This is a genomic window from Methylobacterium sp. 285MFTsu5.1, assembly GCF_000383455.1.
Taxonomy (GTDB): Bacteria; Pseudomonadota; Alphaproteobacteria; order Rhizobiales; family Beijerinckiaceae; genus Methylobacterium.
On sequence record NZ_KB911295.1, the window covers coordinates 14,911 to 33,835 of the forward strand.

15 protein-coding genes and 1 tRNA gene are annotated in these 18,925 nt (G+C 72.5%); 6 read left to right on the forward strand and 10 right to left on the reverse strand.

Translation table 11 applies throughout. The annotated features are described in order from the left end of the window. The first annotated feature begins 219 nt into the window (after positions 1 to 219). Together H288_RS0126300 and H288_RS0126305 are read left to right on the forward strand one after the other, a co-directional pair. Entirely contained in the window at positions 220 to 780 is a 561-nt protein-coding gene (locus H288_RS0126300) for a PAS domain-containing protein (RefSeq protein ID WP_020095561.1), read from the forward strand. 94 nt (positions 781 to 874) lie between these two features. Continuing rightward, positions 875 to 2,512: an acyl-CoA synthetase gene (locus H288_RS0126305; RefSeq protein WP_020095562.1), complete on the forward strand. Its 1,638-nt coding sequence runs from the start codon at positions 875 to 877 to the stop codon at positions 2,510 to 2,512. A gap of 43 nt (positions 2,513 to 2,555) precedes the next feature. Here the strand turns inward: H288_RS0126305 and H288_RS0126310 are convergent, their stop codons facing one another. Continuing rightward, the gene (locus tag H288_RS0126310) at positions 2,556 to 2,741 is read right to left on the reverse strand and encodes a hypothetical protein (protein ID WP_020095563.1); all 186 of its coding nucleotides are present in this window, start codon (positions 2,739 to 2,741) and stop codon (positions 2,556 to 2,558) included. A gap of 285 nt (positions 2,742 to 3,026) precedes the next feature. On the opposite strand from H288_RS0126310, the gene H288_RS0126315 reads away from it, so the two are divergent. Beyond that, the gene (locus H288_RS0126315) at positions 3,027 to 4,370 is read left to right on the forward strand and encodes an alpha/beta hydrolase (protein ID WP_020095564.1); all 1,344 of its coding nucleotides are present in this window, start codon (positions 3,027 to 3,029) and stop codon (positions 4,368 to 4,370) included. Positions 4,371 to 4,599: 229 nt separating this feature from the next. Then, positions 4,600 to 6,846, forward strand: a complete 2,247-nt coding sequence (locus H288_RS0126320) for a TonB-dependent siderophore receptor (RefSeq protein ID WP_020095565.1) — start codon at positions 4,600 to 4,602, stop codon at positions 6,844 to 6,846. A 154-nt stretch (positions 6,847 to 7,000) separates the two neighbouring features. Here H288_RS0126320 and H288_RS0126325 read toward each other — a convergent pair whose 3' ends face one another. From H288_RS0126325 to H288_RS0126360, 8 genes are all read right to left on the reverse strand, one after another. Then, positions 7,001 to 8,560: a hypothetical protein gene (locus H288_RS0126325; protein ID WP_020095566.1), complete on the reverse strand. Its 1,560-nt coding sequence runs from the start codon at positions 8,558 to 8,560 to the stop codon at positions 7,001 to 7,003. After that, a complete protein-coding gene (locus H288_RS0126330) occupies positions 8,560 to 9,276 on the reverse strand; it encodes an ATP-binding cassette domain-containing protein (RefSeq protein ID WP_020095567.1) in 717 nt (238 codons plus the stop codon). The genes H288_RS0126325 and H288_RS0126330 overlap by 1 nt, the downstream gene beginning before the upstream one ends. Positions 9,277 to 9,281: 5 nt before the next feature. Next, the gene (locus tag H288_RS0126335; RefSeq protein WP_020095568.1) at positions 9,282 to 10,256 is read right to left on the reverse strand and encodes a putative selenate ABC transporter substrate-binding protein; all 975 of its coding nucleotides are present in this window, start codon (positions 10,254 to 10,256) and stop codon (positions 9,282 to 9,284) included. A gap of 157 nt (positions 10,257 to 10,413) precedes the next feature. Further along, positions 10,414 to 11,739, reverse strand: a complete 1,326-nt coding sequence (locus H288_RS0126340) for an adenylate/guanylate cyclase domain-containing protein (protein WP_020095569.1) — start codon at positions 11,737 to 11,739, stop codon at positions 10,414 to 10,416. Continuing rightward, positions 11,739 to 13,151: a GTPase HflX gene (hflX, locus tag H288_RS0126345; protein WP_020095570.1), complete on the reverse strand. Its 1,413-nt coding sequence runs from the start codon at positions 13,149 to 13,151 to the stop codon at positions 11,739 to 11,741. The genes H288_RS0126340 and hflX overlap by 1 nt, the downstream gene beginning before the upstream one ends. 248 nt (positions 13,152 to 13,399) lie before the next feature. Further along, positions 13,400 to 13,651: an RNA chaperone Hfq gene (gene hfq / locus H288_RS0126350; RefSeq protein ID WP_007563033.1), complete on the reverse strand. Its 252-nt coding sequence runs from the start codon at positions 13,649 to 13,651 to the stop codon at positions 13,400 to 13,402. A 196-nt stretch (positions 13,652 to 13,847) separates the two neighbouring features. After that, positions 13,848 to 15,212 (reverse strand): sigma-54 dependent transcriptional regulator, encoded by a 1,365-nt coding sequence (locus tag H288_RS0126355; protein WP_020095571.1) that lies wholly within the window; start codon positions 15,210 to 15,212, stop codon positions 13,848 to 13,850. Next, positions 15,209 to 17,674, reverse strand: coding sequence for a PAS domain-containing sensor histidine kinase (locus tag H288_RS0126360; protein WP_020095572.1), 2,466 nt, complete (start codon positions 17,672 to 17,674; stop codon positions 15,209 to 15,211). The genes H288_RS0126355 and H288_RS0126360 overlap by 4 nt, the downstream gene beginning before the upstream one ends. 131 nt (positions 17,675 to 17,805) lie before the next feature. Between H288_RS0126360 and H288_RS0126365 the strand changes: the two genes are divergently transcribed. Next, a tRNA-Sec gene (locus tag H288_RS0126365) sits at positions 17,806 to 17,898 on the forward strand. A gap of 210 nt (positions 17,899 to 18,108) precedes the next feature. Further along, positions 18,109 to 18,369 carry a hypothetical protein gene (locus tag H288_RS0126370; protein WP_020095573.1) on the forward strand — a complete coding sequence of 87 codons (261 nt, stop codon included), beginning with the start codon at positions 18,109 to 18,111 and terminating at the stop codon, positions 18,367 to 18,369. A 22-nt stretch (positions 18,370 to 18,391) separates the two neighbouring features. Here the strand turns inward: H288_RS0126370 and H288_RS0126375 are convergent, their stop codons facing one another. After that, positions 18,392 to 18,787, reverse strand: a complete 396-nt coding sequence (locus H288_RS0126375) for a hypothetical protein (protein ID WP_020095574.1) — start codon at positions 18,785 to 18,787, stop codon at positions 18,392 to 18,394. Positions 18,788 to 18,925 lie beyond the last annotated feature (138 nt).

An 18,925-nucleotide genomic window follows, 5' to 3' on the forward strand; every position in this document is an offset into this window, starting at 1 on the left:
TAACGAGCCGTTAAGACAACGGTCCCTCGCGGATATCCCCGCCCAGTGCGGCAGCAGGACAGCAGTCTAAACTTCAAGTTAAGATTCTTGGCATATAGAGGGTTAACAGCCTTTCCAGCGACGCCCGGATACCGTAGCGTGAGCGCGGGTGAGACGAGGAGCTTGGTGGGGGTGAAAACCTCAAGTTTAAAGACAAGGATCGCCCCATCGAGGAATGGCATGTCCGAAGCCCCGATCCCGCAATCCATTCTGGAGGCCTCCGGCGTCGTGGGCACCTGGGCCCACGATTACTGGGCGGGGCAGCTGGCGCTCTCGGCCCCGCTCGCGGATCTGCTCGGCCTGGACCCCGAGGCGGCCGCCGCCGGCGTGTCCCTGGAGGCCTTCCTCGACCGCACCCATCCCGAGGACCGCGTCCGGATCGAGAGCTATCTCCACGCGGTGGCCGAGACCGGCGGTCCCGTCGAGGCGGAGTTCCGCACGAAGGACACCCGCACCGGGATCCGCACGCTGCTGATGCGCGGCCGGATCGAGCGCGACCCCGCCGGCGGGGCGACCCGCGGGCGCGGCATCGCCATCGACCGCACCGAGGAGCAGGCCGCGAACCTCGTGCAGAGCGAGCGGGTGGTGAACCGGATGGCCGAGCACGTCATCGCCCTGCGCGACCTCGCCCGCGCCCTGCACCGGCCGTCGCTGACCGACCGGATCGAGCACCTGATGATCGAGATCGGCTTCGAGCTCGCCCGCTTCCTGCCCGAACCCGAGGACGAGCCGCGCCATTGAGCGCGCGACGGGGCGCGGAAGCCCCGCCGGACCGATTGATCGCGCCCGTTCCGGCAAGCTACTGTCCCGGCAACACTTTGCCGGGAGGACGGGGATGGCCCGCGACACGATCTACGACCGCGACCTCGACCGCGTCCCGGCCAACCACCAGCCGCTGACGCCCCTGCTCTACCTGGACCGGGCCGCGCGGGTGTTTCCCGACCACGTCGCGGTGGTCCACGGCCCCCTGCGGCGGCCCTACCGGGAGGTCTACGCCCGGGCCCGCCGCCTCGCCTCGGCGCTGGCGGCGCGCGGGATCGGCCGCGGCGACACCGTGGCGGCGCTGCTCGCCAACACCCCCGAGATGATCGAGTGCCACTATGGCGTGCCGATGACCGGGGCGGTGCTCAACACCCTCAACACCCGCCTCGACGCCGACGCGATCCGCTTCTGCCTGCAGCACGGCGAGGCCAAGGTGCTGATCACCGACCGCGAGTTCTCCCGGACGGCCGCCGGGGCCCTGGAGGGGCTGGAGCCCAAGCCCTTCGTGATCGACGTCGACGATCCCGAGTACGACGGCCCGGGCGCCCGCCTGGGCGCGACCGACTACGAGGCCTTCCTGGCCGGCGGCGACCCGGAGCACGACTGGCGGCTGCCGGACGACGAGTGGGACGCGATCACCCTGAACTATACGTCGGGCACCACCGGCGACCCGAAGGGCGTGGTCTACCACCATCGCGGGGCGGCGCTGCTGGCCCTCGGCAACGTCATCACGGGCGGCCTCGGCCAGCACCCGGTCTATCTCTGGACCCTGCCGATGTTCCACTGCAACGGCTGGTGCTTCCCCTGGACCCTGTCGATCGTGGCCGGGACCCATGTCTGCCTGCGGCAGGTGCGGGCCGAGACGATGTACCGGCTGATGGCCGAGCACGGGGTCACGCATCTCTGCGGCGCGCCGATCGTCATGCAGATGCTGATCAACGCCCCCGATGCCGAGCGCCGCGACCTGCCCCGGCGCGTCGCCTTCTTCACCGCCGCGGCCCCGCCGCCGGAGGCGGTGCTGGCCGGCATGTCGGAGGCCGGGTTCGACGTGACCCACCTGTACGGCCTGACCGAGAGCTACGGCCCGGCGGTGGTCAACGCCTGGCACGCCGACTGGGACGCGCTGGCGGCCGACCAGCGGGCAGCCCGGAAGGCCCGCCAGGGCGTGCGCTACCCGGTGCTCGAGGCCCTCGACGTGCGCGACCCGGAGACGCTGGAGTCGGTGCCCGCCGACGGGGCGACGATCGGCGAGGTGATGATGCGCGGCAACGTGGTGATGCGCGGCTACCTCAAGAACCCGGCGGCTACGCAGGCCGCCTTCAAGGGCGGCTGGTTCCGCACGGGCGACCTCGGGGTGAAGCACCCGGACGGCTACGTGCAGCTCAAGGACCGCTCGAAGGACATCATCATCTCGGGCGGCGAGAACATCTCGTCGATCGAGGTCGAGGACGCCCTGTTCAAGCACCCGGCAGTGGCCGCGGCCGCGGTGGTGGCCAAGCCCGACGCGAAGTGGGGCGAGACGCCCTGCGCCTTCGTCGAGCTCAAAGCCGGCGCGACCCCCACGGCCGACGAGCTGATCCAGTGGTGCCGGGGGCGGCTGGCCTCCTACAAGCTCCCCCGCCACGTGGTCTTCGGCGAGCTGCCGAAGACCTCCACCGGCAAGGTGCAGAAGTTCATCCTGCGCGAGCGGGCCCGGCAGGACGGGGCCTGATCCGCGCCCGGCCCGGCACCCGTCGATCGGAGCGGCGGGCCGGTCAGGCCTGCGGCGGATCCCGGCGGTCGACGCGCACCGGCACCGGCACGGGCTTCGGGGCGGACCCGGCGTCGCGGAGGTCGGCCAGGATCTGGGCGACGAACGCCTGGAGCGACACGAGGCTGAACAGGGTGATCGACGCGACCAGGGCGGCGGAGACCAGGGTCTTGACGGTTTCGGGATCCACGGCGGGAGTCCTTGGCTTCGCCCCGCCGCGGGCGATCCGGGCGGGGGGCGCCGCTGTGGCGCCGGTGCCTCCCCAAGGTGGGCGCGCCGCCCGCGCCGCGCCAGCGCCGCCGCGGTCGCGCCTGGCATGCGCGGAGGGCCGGGCTCGGCCGCGATCCCGGTCGCCGCGACGCTTCGTCCGGCCGGGGATGATCGCGCGGGACCGTGCAGCTTTCCTGGCTGGTGGAACGTTGCGTTTCCCGCAATAAGCGCCGGCGCGGAGCGGCGCGCATCCGGGAGAGACGGCATGGCCGGCAGCGGCATCGCGGGCGGCATCGCGAACGGCACCGCGAACGGCACCGCGAACGGCACCCGCGCGGCGCTGCGCGCCGCTCAGGGGCTGATCCTGGCCGCCGGACTGGGAACTGTGCTGGGAGCCGGGCCTGTCGCGGGCCCCGCCCGGGCGCAGGGGCCGGTCCCGGCCCAGCCCGCGCCCCTGCCCACGACGCCTCCGAACGCCCCCGCCGCGCCGGGAGCGCCGGCGGCGGAGCCGGGCCCGGCCGAGCCGGTGACCCGCGCCGGCTACTTCTACATCGGCGGCCGCTACCAGAAGCTCGGCGACAAGACCGTGATGGTCGGCCAGATGTTCGTGCAGTCGCGCACCCCGGCCCGGGTCACGCAGCCCTACCCGGTGGTGATGGTCCACGGCCTCGCCCAGACCGGCGTGAACTACCTCGCCACCGCGGACGGCCGCCCGGGCTGGGTGCAGCGCTTCGTCGAGAAGGGCTACCAGGTCTACGTGGTCGATCAGGTCGGGCGCGGGCGCTCGGGCACCAACCCGGAGGTCTACGGCCCCTACGACCGGCTCGGCACCCGCAGCCTGGAGCGCACCCACACGGCGCCCGAGGTCTACGACCTCTACCCGCAGGCCAAGCTCCACACCCGCTGGCCGGGCGGGGCCGGCGTGCAGGGCAACGCCGCCTTCGACCAATTCTTCGCCAGCCAGGTCCCGTTCCTCGCCAACAGCCAGCAGACCGAGGAATGGGTCGACCCGGCCCTGGTGGCGCTGCTGGACAGGATCGGGCCGGCGATCCTGCTCACCCACGGTCAGGCGGCCCTGTTCGGCTGGGCGGCCTCGGACGCGCGGCCGGACCTCGTGAAGGCCCATGTCGCCGTCGAGCCCAATGGCCCGCCCTTCTTCGACGTGCAGTTCCGCGGCGGCAAGGAGTTCTGGGAGAAGACCGGCGACGGGCGCGCCCGCGCCTACGGGCTGACCCGCATGCCGCTGACCTTCGACCCGCCGGTCCGGGCGCCCGAGGACCTGACGGTGGCGCAGGCGGCCAAGGGGTCCGAATCCAAGTCCGACAGGGCCGCGGACGGGCGGATCCGCTGCTGGCTGCAGGGCGAGCCCGTCCGGTCCCTGCCGAACCTCGCCAAGGTGCCGGCCGTGGTGGTGACCGCGGAGGCCTCCTTCCACGCGACCTACGACGACTGCACCGTCGCGTTCCTGACCCAGGCCGGCGCCAGGCCGGACGTGGTCCGGCTGGCCGACCGCGGCCTCCACGGCAACGGCCACATGATGATGCTGGAGACGAACAGCGACGCCGTCGCGGACGTCCTGGCCGGCTGGCTCGCGGACCGGGTGAAGTAGCTCCGCGGGACCGCCCCCCGCCGCACCACCGATACGTGTCGCTACGGCAACAGGCGTCGCCTTCCGCGTGAAGGCCGCTTGCGGCCGCGTCCGGCTGCCCGTAGTCCGGATGGAGAAAGATCAAGTTTTACAGTACTTTATCACAATTCTAAACAGCGCGGCCGAGACGCCGGGGTGGCCCCCGGCGCGCGCGGTCGGCTGCCCGCAGCGTCGCATCCGGCAAGAGACCATGAGAGCCGTCCCCCCCCTCCCCGGCGTCACCCTGCGCGCCCTGCTCGCCGGGGCCTCACTCGCCGTGCTGGCGCAGGCCGCGCCGAGCCTCGCCCAGGACGCGTCGCGCCGCGGCGGCGCCGGCCCGACCGCCGGCGGCAGCGTGCAGCTCGAGGAGCTGAGCGTCACCGGCCAGGGCGGCGGCCCGGCCTCCGGGGCCCCGGCCGGCGCACCCGTGCGCGGCGCGGAGAGCCCGACCGGCCCGATCGACGGCTACGTGGCCCGGCGCTCGGCGACCGCGACCAAGACCAACACCCCGCTGATCGAGACGCCGCAATCGATCAGCGTCGTGGGCCGCAAACAGCTCGACACCCAGAACGCCCAGACCCTCACCCAGGCGACCCAGTACGTCGCCGGCACCTACGCGGGCACCTTCGGCGCCGACACGCGCCTCGACTTCTTCCAGCTCCGCGGCTTCGTGGTCAGCGATTACGGCCTCTACCTCAACGGCCTGCAGCTCCTGAACTACGGCTTCGCCTACAGCCGCGTGAACACGTTCGGGCTGGAGCGCATCGAGGTGCTGCGCGGCCCCTCCGCGGTGCTGTTCGGCGCCGGCAATCCCGGCGGCCTGATCAACCAGATCAGCAAGCGCCCGACCGAGACCCCGTTCGGGCTCGTCGAGGTCGGCGGCGGCTCCTTCGACCAGCGCTACGCCGCCTTCGACGTCGGCGGCCCGGCCGACGCCGAGGGCCACTGGTTCGGCCGCCTGACCGGCTACGCCCGCAACGGCGGCACGCAGGTCCAGGGCGCGCCGGACGACAGCTACTACATCGCCCCGGCCTTCACCTATAAGCCGGACGGGTCGACCAAGTTCACGGTCCTGTCGAGCTTCCAGCACGACAACACGGCCGTGACGGCGAACTTCCTGCCCTATTACGGCACGGCCCGGCCGACCGTGCTCGGCCTGCGCATCCCGCGCTCGCTCAACGTGGGCGATGCCGGCTTCAACACCTTCCGGCGCGACCAGGCCTTCATCGGCTACGAGTTCGAGCACGTCTTCGACGACACCTGGGCGGTGCGCCAGAACGCCCGCTACGGCTACACGCAGAGCTTCCAGAATTCCTATATCGGCCAGCTCGGCTACACCGACCCGCTCCAGACCCAGCTCGGCCGCTACCTGTTCCGGGATTCCGCCAAGATCGCGCAGCTCGACGTCGACACGCAGGCCGAGGCCAAGTTCTTCGACGGCTTCTTCCGCCACGACTTCCTGATGGGCGTGGAGTACCGGAACTTCCAGATCCACGACAACCAGGCCTCGGGCTTCCCCGGCCCCGACCTCAACATCCTCGCGCCCGCTTACGGCCCGCAGGCGGTCTCGGCCTCGCCCTACCTGATCAACGCCAACTCGTTCCAGCAGGTCGGCCTCTACTTCCAGGACCAGATCAAGCTCACGCCGGAGCTGACCCTGATCCTCGGCGGCCGCCAGGACTTCGTCCAGAACACCGTCTACGACCGCCTGACGCCCGCCAACACCAACGGCCGCAACGACAGCGCCTTCACCTACCGGGCGGCGGCGATCTACAACTTCGACTTCGGCCTCGCGCCCTACATCATGTACGCGACCTCGTTCCAGCCCCAGATCGGCGTGGACATCAACAACCGCACCTTCAGGCCCGATACCGGCGACCAGGTCGAGGGCGGCGTCAAGTTCGAGCCGCCCGGCCAGGGCTACTTCCTGACGCTGGCGGGCTTCGACATCCACCGCAGCAACGTGCTCACCCCCAACCCGGTGAACACGATCTTCCAGACGCAGGTCGGCGCGGTGCGCTCCACCGGCTTCGAGGCGCAGCTCGTCGCCAACGTCGCCGACGGCCTCAACCTCGTGGCGTCCTTCACCAAGTTCGACTTCACCACCGAGCGGGATGCCGATCCGGTGCGGGTCGGCAAGACGCCGGTCAACATCCCCCAGACCCTGGCCTCGCTGTTCGCCGACTACACCATCCCGCTCGGGCCGTGGCGCGGCTTCGGCTTCGGCGGCGGCGTGCGCTACGTCGGCAGCTCCTTCGCGGACGTGGCCAACACCCTGCGGGTGCCCGACTACGTGCTGTTCGACGCGCAGGTGCACTACGATTACGAGAACTGGCGCTTCCAGGTGAACGCCTCGAACCTCGCCGACCGGCGCTACGTCGCCTCCTGCCAGTCGAACGTGTCGTGCTTCTACGGCGACGCCCGGCGGGTGCTGGCGAAGGTCAGCTACAAGTGGTGAGGCGGTCCGGGCGGTTCTTGTTAGCGGCCGCCCGCAGCATGGTGACCAGCCCCGTCATCGCGAGCGCAGCGAGGCGATCCAGGGCAGCGCGACATCGGCGGGCGTGGCGCTGCTGGATTGCTCCGCTCCGCTCGCAACGACGGCGGCGCTCCGATCAGCCGTCCGCAGCCTCCGCCCCGGTGATCGGCTGCGGCCCGGAGAGCCGGGTCGGCAGGGTGTCGATCCGCAGGGACCGGCGGAGCGCCCGCGAGAACGCGTCGACCGCCATCGTCACCAGCGCGGTGGCGGCGATCAGCACCAGGGCCACGTCGAGGCGCAATTCCGAGATCGCGGCGTCGACATAGAAGCCCAAGGTCGTGACCCCCAGGATGCCGAAGATCGCGCTCTCCCGCAGGATCAGCTCCCAGCGGTAGAGCAGGTAGGCCAGGAACTGCCCGTAGAGCCGCGGCACGGTCTCGTAGGCGTAGAGGTCGAGGCCCCGCGGCGCGTCCGCCCGGTAGGGGATCGCGTCGGCGTGGCGGCCCATCAGGTAGGCGACGATGCCGGCATTGTGCAGGGCCAGCGCCAGGATCGCCGGCAGCATCGAGGGGCCGAGCAGCTGCAGGGCGACGTAGGCCAGCATGTATTCCGGCGTGGAGCGCACCACCACGAGGAGCGCCCGCCCCAGCGGCCGCCCGATCGGCCCGGCGAAGCGCCGCGCGGTCAGCGGGAACAGGACGAGGGCCCCGAGGGCGGTGGCGGCCAGGGCGATCTGCGCCAGGATCAGGGTCTGGGCGGTCCCGGGCAGGACCTGCTCGGTCAGGATCGGGCGCAGCCACGACCAGAGCCGCGCCCAGGTCTCGGGCTCGGCGAGCGGCGCGCCCCGGAGCGGGGCCGGCACGACGTCGTGGCCGAGGAAGCGGGCGAGGCTCGGGCCGATCGCCGCGCTGCCGACGGTCGGCGGCAGCGCCAGCACGGCGCCGACGAGGAGGAACGGCAGGGTCCGGGCGCGCACCCAGAGCCGGCGCGTGCCGATCAGCGCGTAGAAGATCAGGAGCAGCGCCCCGGCCTCGGCGTAGCGGCCCTGGCGGAAGGCGGATTCGAAGGCGAAGCCCATGGTCGGCAGGCCGATGAAGCCCAGCACGAGGCTGGAGCGCAGGCCGCATTCGAGGCGATAGAGGGTGTAGTCGCGCATCCGTCCGGCCACTTCGGGCAGGCGCGCGTACAGGAAGGCTGAGACCGCGCCGGTGCCCGCGGGCAGGACGCGGAGCGCCGCGAGGTCGGCCTCCTCGATCAACTCGGCGTAGACCTTGGCGCAGATGCCCGCGTAGGGCAGCGCGATGGCGAGGACGCCGGTGGTCGCCGACAGGCCGAAGACCTGCATCAGCAGCAGCGCCCAGAACAGCTCGTGGACGGCGCGCAGGCCCGCGCAGGCGAGCCGGACGGCGCGCGAGCGGGCGAAGGGGACGGCGAGCAGCAGCCCCGTCCCGGCCCCGAGCCCGACGCCGAGCATCGCGAAGGCCACGGTGTAGAGGACGCTCCAGCCCTCGACCGCGAGAAAATCGGGCCGGATCAGGCCGCCCAGCAGCCGGGCGAGGTCGGCGAAGGGGTGGAGGGTCGTGACCTGCAGGTCGGCGACCAGCAGGCCGGCGAGCGCCGCCGCCAGGAACCAGCGGCTCACCGCCGCGTAGCCCGGCCGCGGCAGGAACCCGGCCTTGCCGGCGAGAGCGCCCATCAGGCGGCCTCGTAGAACGGGCTGAGCCGCGCCGGGTCGAGGCCGGCCGAGGGCGCGTCGAGGACGATCCGGCCGGCCTCCAGCACCACGATCCGGTCGGTGTGGGCGAGGGCCAGGGCCACGTCGTGGAGCGCCAGGATCAGGGTCTCGTGCCCGCGGGCCAGCTCGGTGAGGATCCGGCCGCCCTGCTGGCGGTCCAGCGCCGAGACCGGCTCGTCCGCCACCAGGATCGGCCGTCCGTTGTAGAGGGCGCGGGCCACCGAGACGCGCTGCTGCTGGCCGCCGGAGAGCTCCCCGGCCCGGTCCCAGAGCCGGTCCGCGAGCCCGACCCGGTCGAGGACCGCCGCCACGGCGGCGACGTCGGCCCGCGCCGGCCGGACCAGGGTGCGCAGGTTGTGCAGGGTCGAGCGCCGGTCGAGGCGGCCCATGTAGACGTTGTGGAACACCGAGAGCGGCCGCACCAGGGCGGCCGCCTGCGGCACCAGGGCCACCCGCCCGGGGGCCTGCCCGTGGATCAGGCCGATCAGGGTCGACTTGCCGGCCCCCGAGCGCCCCATGAGCGCGACCCGCTCGCCCGCCCGCACGGTCAGGTCGAGGCCCGACAGAACCGGGCGCCCGTCATAGGCCGCGGAGGCGTTCGCCAGGACGATGGCCGCGCCGGACCCCGCGCCCGACTCCTCGCCCGACTCCTCGCCGGCTGCCGCGCCGCGCGACACGCGCGTCAGTCCAGGAGGCCGGTGGAGCGTCCGACCTCGACGAGGGGCTCGTAGGCCGCGTTGGTCACGGGGATGAACTTCGAGCGCCCGAACGGCTCCAGGATCGCCGGGTTGGCGATGCCGGTCAGCGCGGCCCGCAGCCTGTCGGTGAAGCCGGCGCCGTAGGTCTGCTCCACGTCGCCCCGCACGGTCCACTGGTAATCGGGGAAGGTTGGGCTCTCCCAGATCACCGAGACGGCCTTCGGGTCGACCTTGCCGGCCTTCGAGTCGAGGTCCCAGACCGAGTAGTCGACGGCGCCGACCGCGAAGGCGCCGGACTGGACCAGCTGGATCGTCCGGGTGTGGTCGCCCGAGAAGCCGACCCGGGCGAAGACCTGCTCCGGGGTCTTCCCCGGGAAGGCCTGCCGGACGAAGTACTCGGGCATCAGCCGCCCGGAGGTCGAGGCGCGGGCGCCGAACGTGAAGGTCCTGCCCGCGACGGCCTTCGGGAAATCCTTCTCCGGCTTCAGCCCGGTGGCGGCGTTGGCGATGAGATAGGTCTTGAACGCCGCGTCCTCGGCGCCCTGCGCGATCGCCTGGGAGCCCGGCACGGCCTTGCGCGCCTGGACGCCGGTGAAGCCGCCGAACCACGCGAGCTGCACCTGCCCGTTGGTGAAGGCGGTGACCGCCGCCGGGTAGCTCTTCACCGGGATGTAGCGCACCGGCACGCCGAGCTCGGCCTCCAGATAGGCGGCGACCTTGCCGAAGCGCTCGACCAGCCGGCTCTCGTCCTGGTCGGGGATGCCGGTGAAGACGAGGGGCGGGAGCGCCTTCGCGGCCGGCTTCTCCTGCGCCCGCGCCGGCCCGGCGGCGGCCAGGGCCGCCAGGACGCCCAGGGCGAGCCGCCCCAGCCAGCCCGGTCCCGGCTTCGATCCCGACCTCGATCCCGGCTTGGAGCCCGGCTTGGAGCCCGGCTTCGATCCCAGCGTCGATCCCTGCATCGCGTCCTCGTGGCACCACGCCCACGCACGGTGGGCTCGCAACACGGCGGGCGTAGCAGAAGACGCCGCGCGCGCCAGCCTCGATCCTCGCGATCCCGGCGCCCTGCGGCGCCGGGAGACCGCCGAGACGCCGCCGGGATCCCCCCGGGAATCCGTCTCAGGCGCCGGGCGCCACCGCGATCGCCGACAGGGTGAGGTGCTCCGGCAGGGCGGCGTCCGGCACCGGCACGGCCCGGATCCCGGCCGGGAGCACGCCGCCGAGCAGGTCCAGGAAGTCTCCCGACGCGGCGATCTCGATCTCGGCCGCCTTGGCCTGGGTCTCGATCCGCGCCAGGGCGTTCATCGCCGGGCCCAGCACCGTGTACTCGGCCCGCACGCCGTCGTCGAAGACCCCGACCAGCAGGTCGCCCGCGTGCAGGGCGACCACGACCCGCAGGGGGAACAGATTCTCCCGGGCGCGGGCCGCGTTGAGCGCGGCGATCCGGTCGCGGATCGACAGGGCGCAGGCGAGCGCCGCGCGCGCCTGGACGTCGGGATGGCCGACGACGAACTGCACCAGCACCGCGTCGCCGATATACTTGTCGACGAGGCCGCCCTGCTCCGCCACCGCCGCCTGGGCCGCCGCCCGGACCCCCAGCAGGGCCGTCACCATGGCCTCGGGCGGGTGCTCGCGGGAGAGCCGCGAGAAGCCGCGGATGTCGAGGATCATCAGGCAGGCGTGGCGCCGGTGGATGCCGAGGCCGGAATCGCCGTCGTCGGCGGCGAGGTCGAGGGCGACCGTGTCGGGCACGAAGCGGGCGAGCTGGGTCCGCTCGTGCTCCATGCGCAGGGCCCGCACCACCGCGGCGCGCAGGCGGACCATGCCGTCGACCACCAGGAGGCCCGCCGCCATGAAGGTGGCGAGCCCGGTGAGCTGCGCGGTCGGGAAGGTGTCGGCGTTCGGGAACAGGTCCGGATGGATCAGGCCGACCAGGAAGGCCGCGCTCCAGCAGACGGTGACGAGCCCGCAGAATAGCAGGGTCTGCGCCACCCGCATGCTCAGGCCGGTCTGGAGCAGGAGCAGGAAGGCGGGCAGGCGGCTCACCGCGTCGGCGCCGAGCCCCGCCCCGCCCCCGGCCAGCATGTGCTCGATGATCACGTAGACGGCGAGCCCGGCATTGAGGCCGGTGCCGGCCCAGCTGTAGACGGTGGCCGCGGGGCCGCCGCCCCGCTCCCGCAGCCCGAACCAGATCGTGCCGAGGCCGTACAGGCCGAGGATGAACCAGTGGCTCAGGGCGTGCAGAGAGCCGTCATAGGCCTGGGCCGCCATCAGCAGCACCAGCACGATCACCACCCGGAGGCCGAGCAGGCGCAGGCCGCCGCCGGCCTGCATGGTCCGCAAAACCGCCTCGTCGTCCGATCCGGGATCCGCCCGGCCCTCGGCAGGAGCCCGCGCGGGCCGCAGCGCGGAGAGCGTCGGGTTGCCGGCGCTGCCCGAGGCCATCAACCGCCCCGGCCGAGGCGCCGGGCCGCCGCGAAGCGGTTGAGGAAGCGCGGCTCCTTCTCGGGGGCGATCCGGATCGCGAGATGCAGAGTGCCGTCGGCCTCCGACCGGCGGTCGAGGATCTCGGCGTTCTCGTAGAGCCAGTTCAGCGCCGCCCCGTCCTCCGGCGGCAGCGCCACCGCGAAGCTCGCGCGGTTGCGCCCGATCCGCGCCTCGATCCGGGCCGACAGCGCGGCGAGCCCCTCCCCGGTCACCGCCGAGACCAGGACCGGCGCGGCGCTGTCGCGGTCGTTGCGGGCCCTGGCCTGGCCGCTGAGGTTCAGGAGCCGCGCGCGCTCGTCGTCGTCGAGCAGGTCGGCCTTGTTCCAGACCTCGATGATCCGGTCGGTGCTGGTCTCGATGCCGAGCTCGCGCAGGACCTCGCCGACATCCTCGGCCTGGGCCTCGGAATCGACGTGGGCGACGTCGCGCACGTGGAGCAGCACGTCGGCCTCGATGGCGTCCTCGAGCGTCGCCCGGAAGGCCGCGATCAGGGGCGTCGGCAGGTCGGAGATGAAGCCCACCGTGTCCGACAGGATCACGGTCTCGCCGTGGGGCAGCTTGGTCGCCCGGGCGGTGGGGTCGAGGGTCGCGAACAGCATGTCCTTGGCGGTGACCTCGGCCCGGGTCAGGGCGTTGAACAGGCTCGACTTCCCGGCGTTCGTGTAGCCGACGAGCGCGACGATCGGGTACGGCACCCGGGCCCGGCTCTGCCGGTGCAGGCCGCGGGTGCGCACCACCGCGTCGAGGTCGCGCTCGATCCGGGTCATGCGCTCCTGGATCATGCGCCGGTCGGCCTCGATCTGGGTCTCGCCGGGGCCACCTAGGAAGCCGAAGCCGCCGCGCTGGCGCTCCAGGTGGGTCCAGGAGCGGACGAGGCGGGACTTCTGGTAGGCGAGGTGGGCGTGCTCGACCTGCAGCGTGCCCTCGCGCGTGGAGGCGCGGCGCCCGAAGATCTCCAGGATCAGGCCGGTGCGGTCGATGACCTTGGCGCCCCAGGCCTTCTCGAGGTTGCGCTGCTGCACCGGCGACAGGGCGCAGTCCATCACGACGAGGCCGATCTCGCGGGCGCGGATCAGGCCGGCGATCTCCTCGACCCGGCCCTTGCCGAGATAGGTGGAGGGCCGGATCCGCGGCAGGCTGACGGCGAGGCTCTCGACCACGTCGAGCTCGATCGCGGCGGCGAGCCCGGTCGCCTCGTCGAGGCGGGCCTCCACGGAGCGCGACGGCGCGGCCGGTCCGGGGCCGGCCCCCGCCGCGCCGCGGGCGAGGTAGGGGCCGATCACCAGGGTGTGGGTCGCCGCGGCGATCTCGCCCTCGGGGGCGGCCTGCGCCTGGAGGCGGGCTTCGCCGGACGTCAGCGTTTCGGTCATACGGCCTTCGGCGCCGCCGCCCCGGGCGACGGCTTCGTTGGAGAGGTCGGAGTGTCAGAATGGGGATGCGGGCGGGCCGGGCCAAGATGCCGGCCGCGAACGGGCACAGATATCCGTCGGCGGGCGGGGTATCCGCCCTCCCCCGCCGCGGCCGCGCCGGTCGCGCGGCGTCGCCCGCGCGGCGCATCGGGCCTCCGACCCGCCCGATCCCCGGCTTCCGGCCCGCTAGGCGCCGGGGCCGCCGGCCCTCACGCCTTCTCGGCGGTCTCGTCCGGCTCGAACAGCTGCACCGGGTGGCCCGGCATGATCGTGGAGATCGCGTGCTTGTAGACCAGCTGCGAGTGCCCGTCCCGGCGCAGCAGCACGCAGAAATTGTCGAACCACGTCACCACGCCCTGCAGCTTGACGCCGTTGACGAGGAAGATGGTCAGCGGAATCTTGTTCTTGCGGACATGGTTGAGAAAGGTGTCCTGAAGGTTCTGTGCGCGTTCGCCCGCCATCTTCTTGGCCTTCTTGTTGTCCCGGCTCGCTCGGTCCGGGAGGAGTATGCCGCGGGCCGGATCGTCCGATCATCCGGTCCAGGGCCGTGTATACCAACACCATGACGACGTGAAAGCGTGGGTGCAAGCAACCCCCGTTCCAGCCGATCCGTGACGGATCGGCCCCGCCCTCAACGCGCGCCCCGGCGCCGCGGCCTCACGGGCCGATGCCGAGGGACTTCAACTTGCGGTGCAGGGCCGAGCGCTCCATGCCGATGAACTCGGCGGTGCGCGAGATGTTGCCCGAGAACCGCGCGATCTGCGCCACGAGGTACTCGCGCTCGAAGATCTCGCGGGCCTCCCGGAGCGCGAGGCTCATCAGCTTCTCGCCGCCCGCGCCGCCCGGCGTCGTCGGCACCAGGGCGCCGATCTCGGAGGGCAGCATCTCCGAGGTGACCTCCTGCTCCGGGTCGGCCTGGGTCAGGATCATCAGCCGCTCGACGTTGTTCTTGAGCTGGCGCACGTTCCCCGGCCAGTTGTGCGACTGCAGCACCGCCATGGCGTCCTCGGCGATCCGGCGCTTGGGCAGGCCGGTCTGGGACGAGATGTTGTCCATGAAGAACTGGATCAGCTCGGGCACGTCCTCCCGGCGCTCCGACAGGGCCGGGACCCGGATCGGCACCACCGACAGGCGGTGGAACAGGTCCTCGCGGAAGCGGCCGGCGGCGATCTCCTCCTGAAGGTCCCGGGAGGACGAGGAGATGATGCGGACATCGACGTGGACCCGCGTCGTGCCGCCGACCCGCTGGAAGTTCTGGTCGACGAGGACGCGCAGGATCCGGTTCTGGGTCTCCCGCGGCATGTCGGCGACCTCGTCGAGGTAGAGGGTGCCGCCGTGGGCCTCCTCCAGGGCGCCGACCCGCCGGCCGCTCTCGCCCTCGACCCCGAACAGCTCGGCCTCCATGGTCTCGGGCAGGATCGCCGCCGCGTTGAGGAGCACGAACGGGCCGTTCGAGCGGGCCGAGGCCTTGTGCAGGCTGCGCGCCGCGAGCTCCTTGCCGGCGCCCAGCGCCCCGGTGATCATCACCCGGGCGTTCGTCGGCGCCACCCGGTCGAGGGTCTGGCGCAGCTGGTTGATGGCGAGCGACGTGCCGACGATGCGGTTGGTGGCGCCGGAGCGCGCCGTCAGGTCGCGGACCTCGCGCCGGAGCCGGGAGGCCTCCAGCGCCCGCTCGGCCACCAGGATCAGCCGGTCGGCCTTGAACGGCTTCTCGATGAAGTCGTAGGCGCCCGCCTTGATGGCCGAGACCGCGGTCTCGATGTTGCCGTGGCCCGAGATCATCACCACCGGCAGGTCGGGGTTCGCGGCCTTGATCAGGTCGAGCACCTGCAGGCCGTCGAGCCGGGAGCCCTGCAGCCAGATGTCGAGGAAGACGAGGTGCGGCCGGCGCGCCTCGATGGCGGCGAGCGCCTCGTCCGAGCCGCCGGCCGTGCGGCAGCGGTGGCCCTCGTCGTCCAGGATCCCGGCGACGAGGTCGCGGATGTCGGCCTCGTCGTCGACGATCAGGATATCGGCGCTCATGCGTGCATCTCCGCGATCCGGGGGGCCGTCGGCGCGGCGCCCTTCTCCTCTGTCGTGACGGGACTGGTCTCGGGGGCCGCCGCCGCCGGCTCGGGCCCGTGCTCGCGCGGGACCCGCATCCGGACCTGGCCGCCGCGGCCGGCGGGATTGTCGTTCAGCTCGATCCCGCCGCCGTGCTCCTCGAGCACCTTGCTGACGATAGCAAGCCCCAGCCCGGTTCCACCCTCGCGGGTGGTCATGTAGGGCTCGAGCAGGCGCTGGCGCCCCTCGGCCGGGAATCCCTTGCCGTTGTCGGTGACGGCGATCACCGCGAACCCGTCCTCGACGGCGAGGTTCAGGCTGATCTTGCCCTTGCCGAGCTCGGCCTCCGGCACCTCGGCCACCGCCTCGACGGCGTTCTTGAGGATGTTGGTGATCACCTGGCTGAGCAGCCGGATGTCGAAGGCCGCCACGATCTTCTCCGCACTGCCCGCGCCGCCCTGGGCCGAGAACGCGAAGTCGATGTCCGGGTGCGCGACCCGCATCATGAACAGGTTCTGCTTGGCGATCTCGGTGAGGTCGTTCGGCGCGATGGCGGGCTTCGGCATCCGCGCGAAGGCCGAGAACTCGTCGACCATGCGCTTGATCTCGTCCACCTGGCGCACGATCGTGGCGGTGCACTGGTCGAACACCTCCTTGTCGGCGGTGATGACCTTCCCGTACTTGCGGCGGATCCGCTCGGCGGAGAGCTGGATCGGGGTCAGCGGGTTCTTGATCTCGTGGGCGATGCGGCGCGCCACGTCGCCCCAGGCGGAGCTGCGCTGCGCCTGGACGAGGTCGGTGATGTCGTCGAGCGTCACCACCGAGCCGCGGGACGCCCCCTGCGCCTGCTCGCTCGTGACCCGCACCGTGATGGTGCGCTCGCCCCGGGACCGGGTGAGCTGGACCTGCTGCTGCTGCAGGCTGCGCGGGCGCGCCTCGCTCTCGGCCAGCACCGGCGCGAGCTCCGGCACCGCGCGGGCCAGCGGCTCGCCGACCAGGGCGTCGCTCGCGAGGTCGAGCATCCGCTCGGCGGCGGGGTTGGCGATGGTGACGAAGCCCGCCGCGTCGAGACCGATCACCCCGGGCGAGACCCCCGACAGCACGGCCTCGGTGAAGCGGCGGCGGGTGTCGATCAGGTCGCTCGCGGCGATCAGGCCGGCGTGCTGGCGGCGCAGCTCCTGGGTCATCTTGTTGAAGCTCTCGCCCAGGTGGGCGAGGTCGCCGCTGGTCTTCTTGGTCGGCACCTGGGCGTAGAAATTGCCCGACGCCACCTGGTCGGCGGCGTTGATCAGCCGCCGGATCGGCGCCACGAACCGGTTGGCGAAGTTCATGCCGAACCAGACGGCCGAGAGCAGCGCGATCAGCGCGATCAGCAGGAACACCGACGCGAAGGTGATCTGGATCGAGCGGCGCAGCGAATCGTAGGTGAGGTACTCGGCCGCCGCCGCCCGGGACACGCCGGGGAACTCGATGGCGAGCTGGCTCACCTCCCGCTGCACCATCAGCACGGCGTCGTCGTAGGCCGGCATGCGCAGCAGCGCGGCGAAGACCCGGCCCTCGGTGGGCAGGAGGCAGATCGGATCGGCGGAGTTCGCCGCGTCCTCGAAGGCCGCCGCCGAGGGCAGGCGGTTCGTCTTCAGGACGTCGATCTTGGCCCGGGCCACCACCTCGGTGGGGCCGCGCATGATCTGCGCCACCGGCAGGCCGAGATTGGTCGCCCGGGTGGTCAGGAAGGTCTGGAACCAGTCCCGGTTCACGTCGAAGTTCGGCCGGGCCCGGGTGAGGTCGTCGGCGAGGATGCGGATCTCGCGGGCGAGGCTCTGGCACTGGTTCTCCTGGTAGGCGTCGGCCACCTCCACGGATTTCAGCACCACGTCCCGGACCCGGTCGGTGAAGCCGAGCGACAGGCCCCGGTCGATCGTCACCGAGGCGACCACGGCGAGCAGGATCGTCGGCAGGATCGCGATCAGCGAGAACAGGCCGACGATGCGGGTGTGCAGGCGCGCCACCGCGGCGTTGGCCTTGCGGGCGTGCAGGAAGACCCGCGCCTCCCAGGCGATGATGACCGCGAGGCCGAGCACCAGGGCGGCGTTGATGGCCAGCAGCGTCACGCCGTAGGCCGGCGTCGGCGTCACCCGGATCACCCCGGCCAGGATCAGGAAGGTCGCGAGCGCCGAGACCAGGGCGGTGATCACCATGGCGGCGCCGATCCAGCCGGGACCGCGCGGGCCCGGCCGCAGCGATTCCGCCAGGGGCGTGCCGGACGGCTGGGACGCCTCGGGGCCCGCGGGCGTGCCCGCGTCCCGCTGATCCGCGTCCCGCTGATCCGCGGCCGGCTGGACAGCGTCCTGCTGGACCGCGTCCTGGCCCGCCCCGTCGGCACCCCTCTCGGGGACCGACGCGGGGCCTTCCTCTGTCCGTGAGCGTCTCAGGAACGGCATGACTGGTGCAGGGCCACAACAGTGTGGCGGAATTAATACGAATCCAGGCGTCCGGGCGGCGGATCGGCGGCGCGATCCGCCGCACGCGGCCGGCCTTGACCCCGCCCCGCCCCGCCCGTACCCCCGGTCGCGGAGGCGAACGGGGTCTGGTGGCCCTCCTGGTCTTCAAAACCAGCGGTACGCCAACAGCGTACGGTGGGTTCGATTCCCATCCGCTTCCGCCACGCTTCAGACAATCGAAACCGATGAACCAGTGTTCGCCGATATTCAGGCGACACGTGCGATTAAATTCGCGATACTGCTTCATCGGAACTGTGGGGGTGCCGGCTCGTTTCCCGCGATCGATCCCGCACGGGTGCCCGCGTGAAGAACCGATCCGCCGCCACCGTCCCGTTCCCGCCGGCCGCGGCCGGCCGCGCGCGCTGAGGCCGGCCATGCTGGACAGACTCGTCACGCTCCTCCCGCCCGGCGCCCGCGAGGCGCTGCGAACCCTCGCGGTGCGCCGGCCCGTGCGACTTCCCGCGGGACTTCCCCCGCGTCGGCCGGGCGCCGAGGCCACGATCCTGCCGGGGCTCGACGCGCGGCCCGCCCCGATGGCGCCGCTGCACCCGCCCGCCGCCATCAACGACAATCCCCTCCAGGCCCTCCACGACGCCGTCGAGCGGGACCTGCGCGCCAGCGGCCACCTGCGCTGAGCGCGGGCCGCGCGGCCGACCGTCAGCGCTTGGCCGGTGCGGGGCCTTCGGGAATCGTCCCGGGCGCGATCCAGTGGCAGGCCGTGGTGCCGCGCACGGCGGCGCAGTCGTAGCTCGCGCCGCCCAGCGTCACCTTGTCGACGATGCCGGCGAGGTCCGTGCGCGCCAGCGCCGCGCAGCCGAGATGGTCCGCCTTGGGGTCGGCCAAGTGCGCCGCGGCCGCCGCCGCACCGTCGCGCATCAGCATGCGGTAATTGGCCAGCGACGGGCAGCCGATCACCGGCGGCCCGGCCCGCCGGTCCGGGACGCTCCTGTCGGGGCGGGGCGCGCGGGGCGCCTGCTGGGCCTGGACCTGCGCCGCGCCGAGGCCGAGGGCCAGCGCGACGAGGACGGCGTCGGGGAGGAGGCGGCGTGTCATGGGCCGCTCGTAGCACGGCGCGTCCGGTGTTGCGCATCCACCGCGCCGCTACGCTCAGCCCCCCGGCCGGGCCCCTCGCCCGGCCGCCGCAGACCTGCGGCGGATTGGGGGCTCGCCTGCGGATGTTCAGGCTTGACC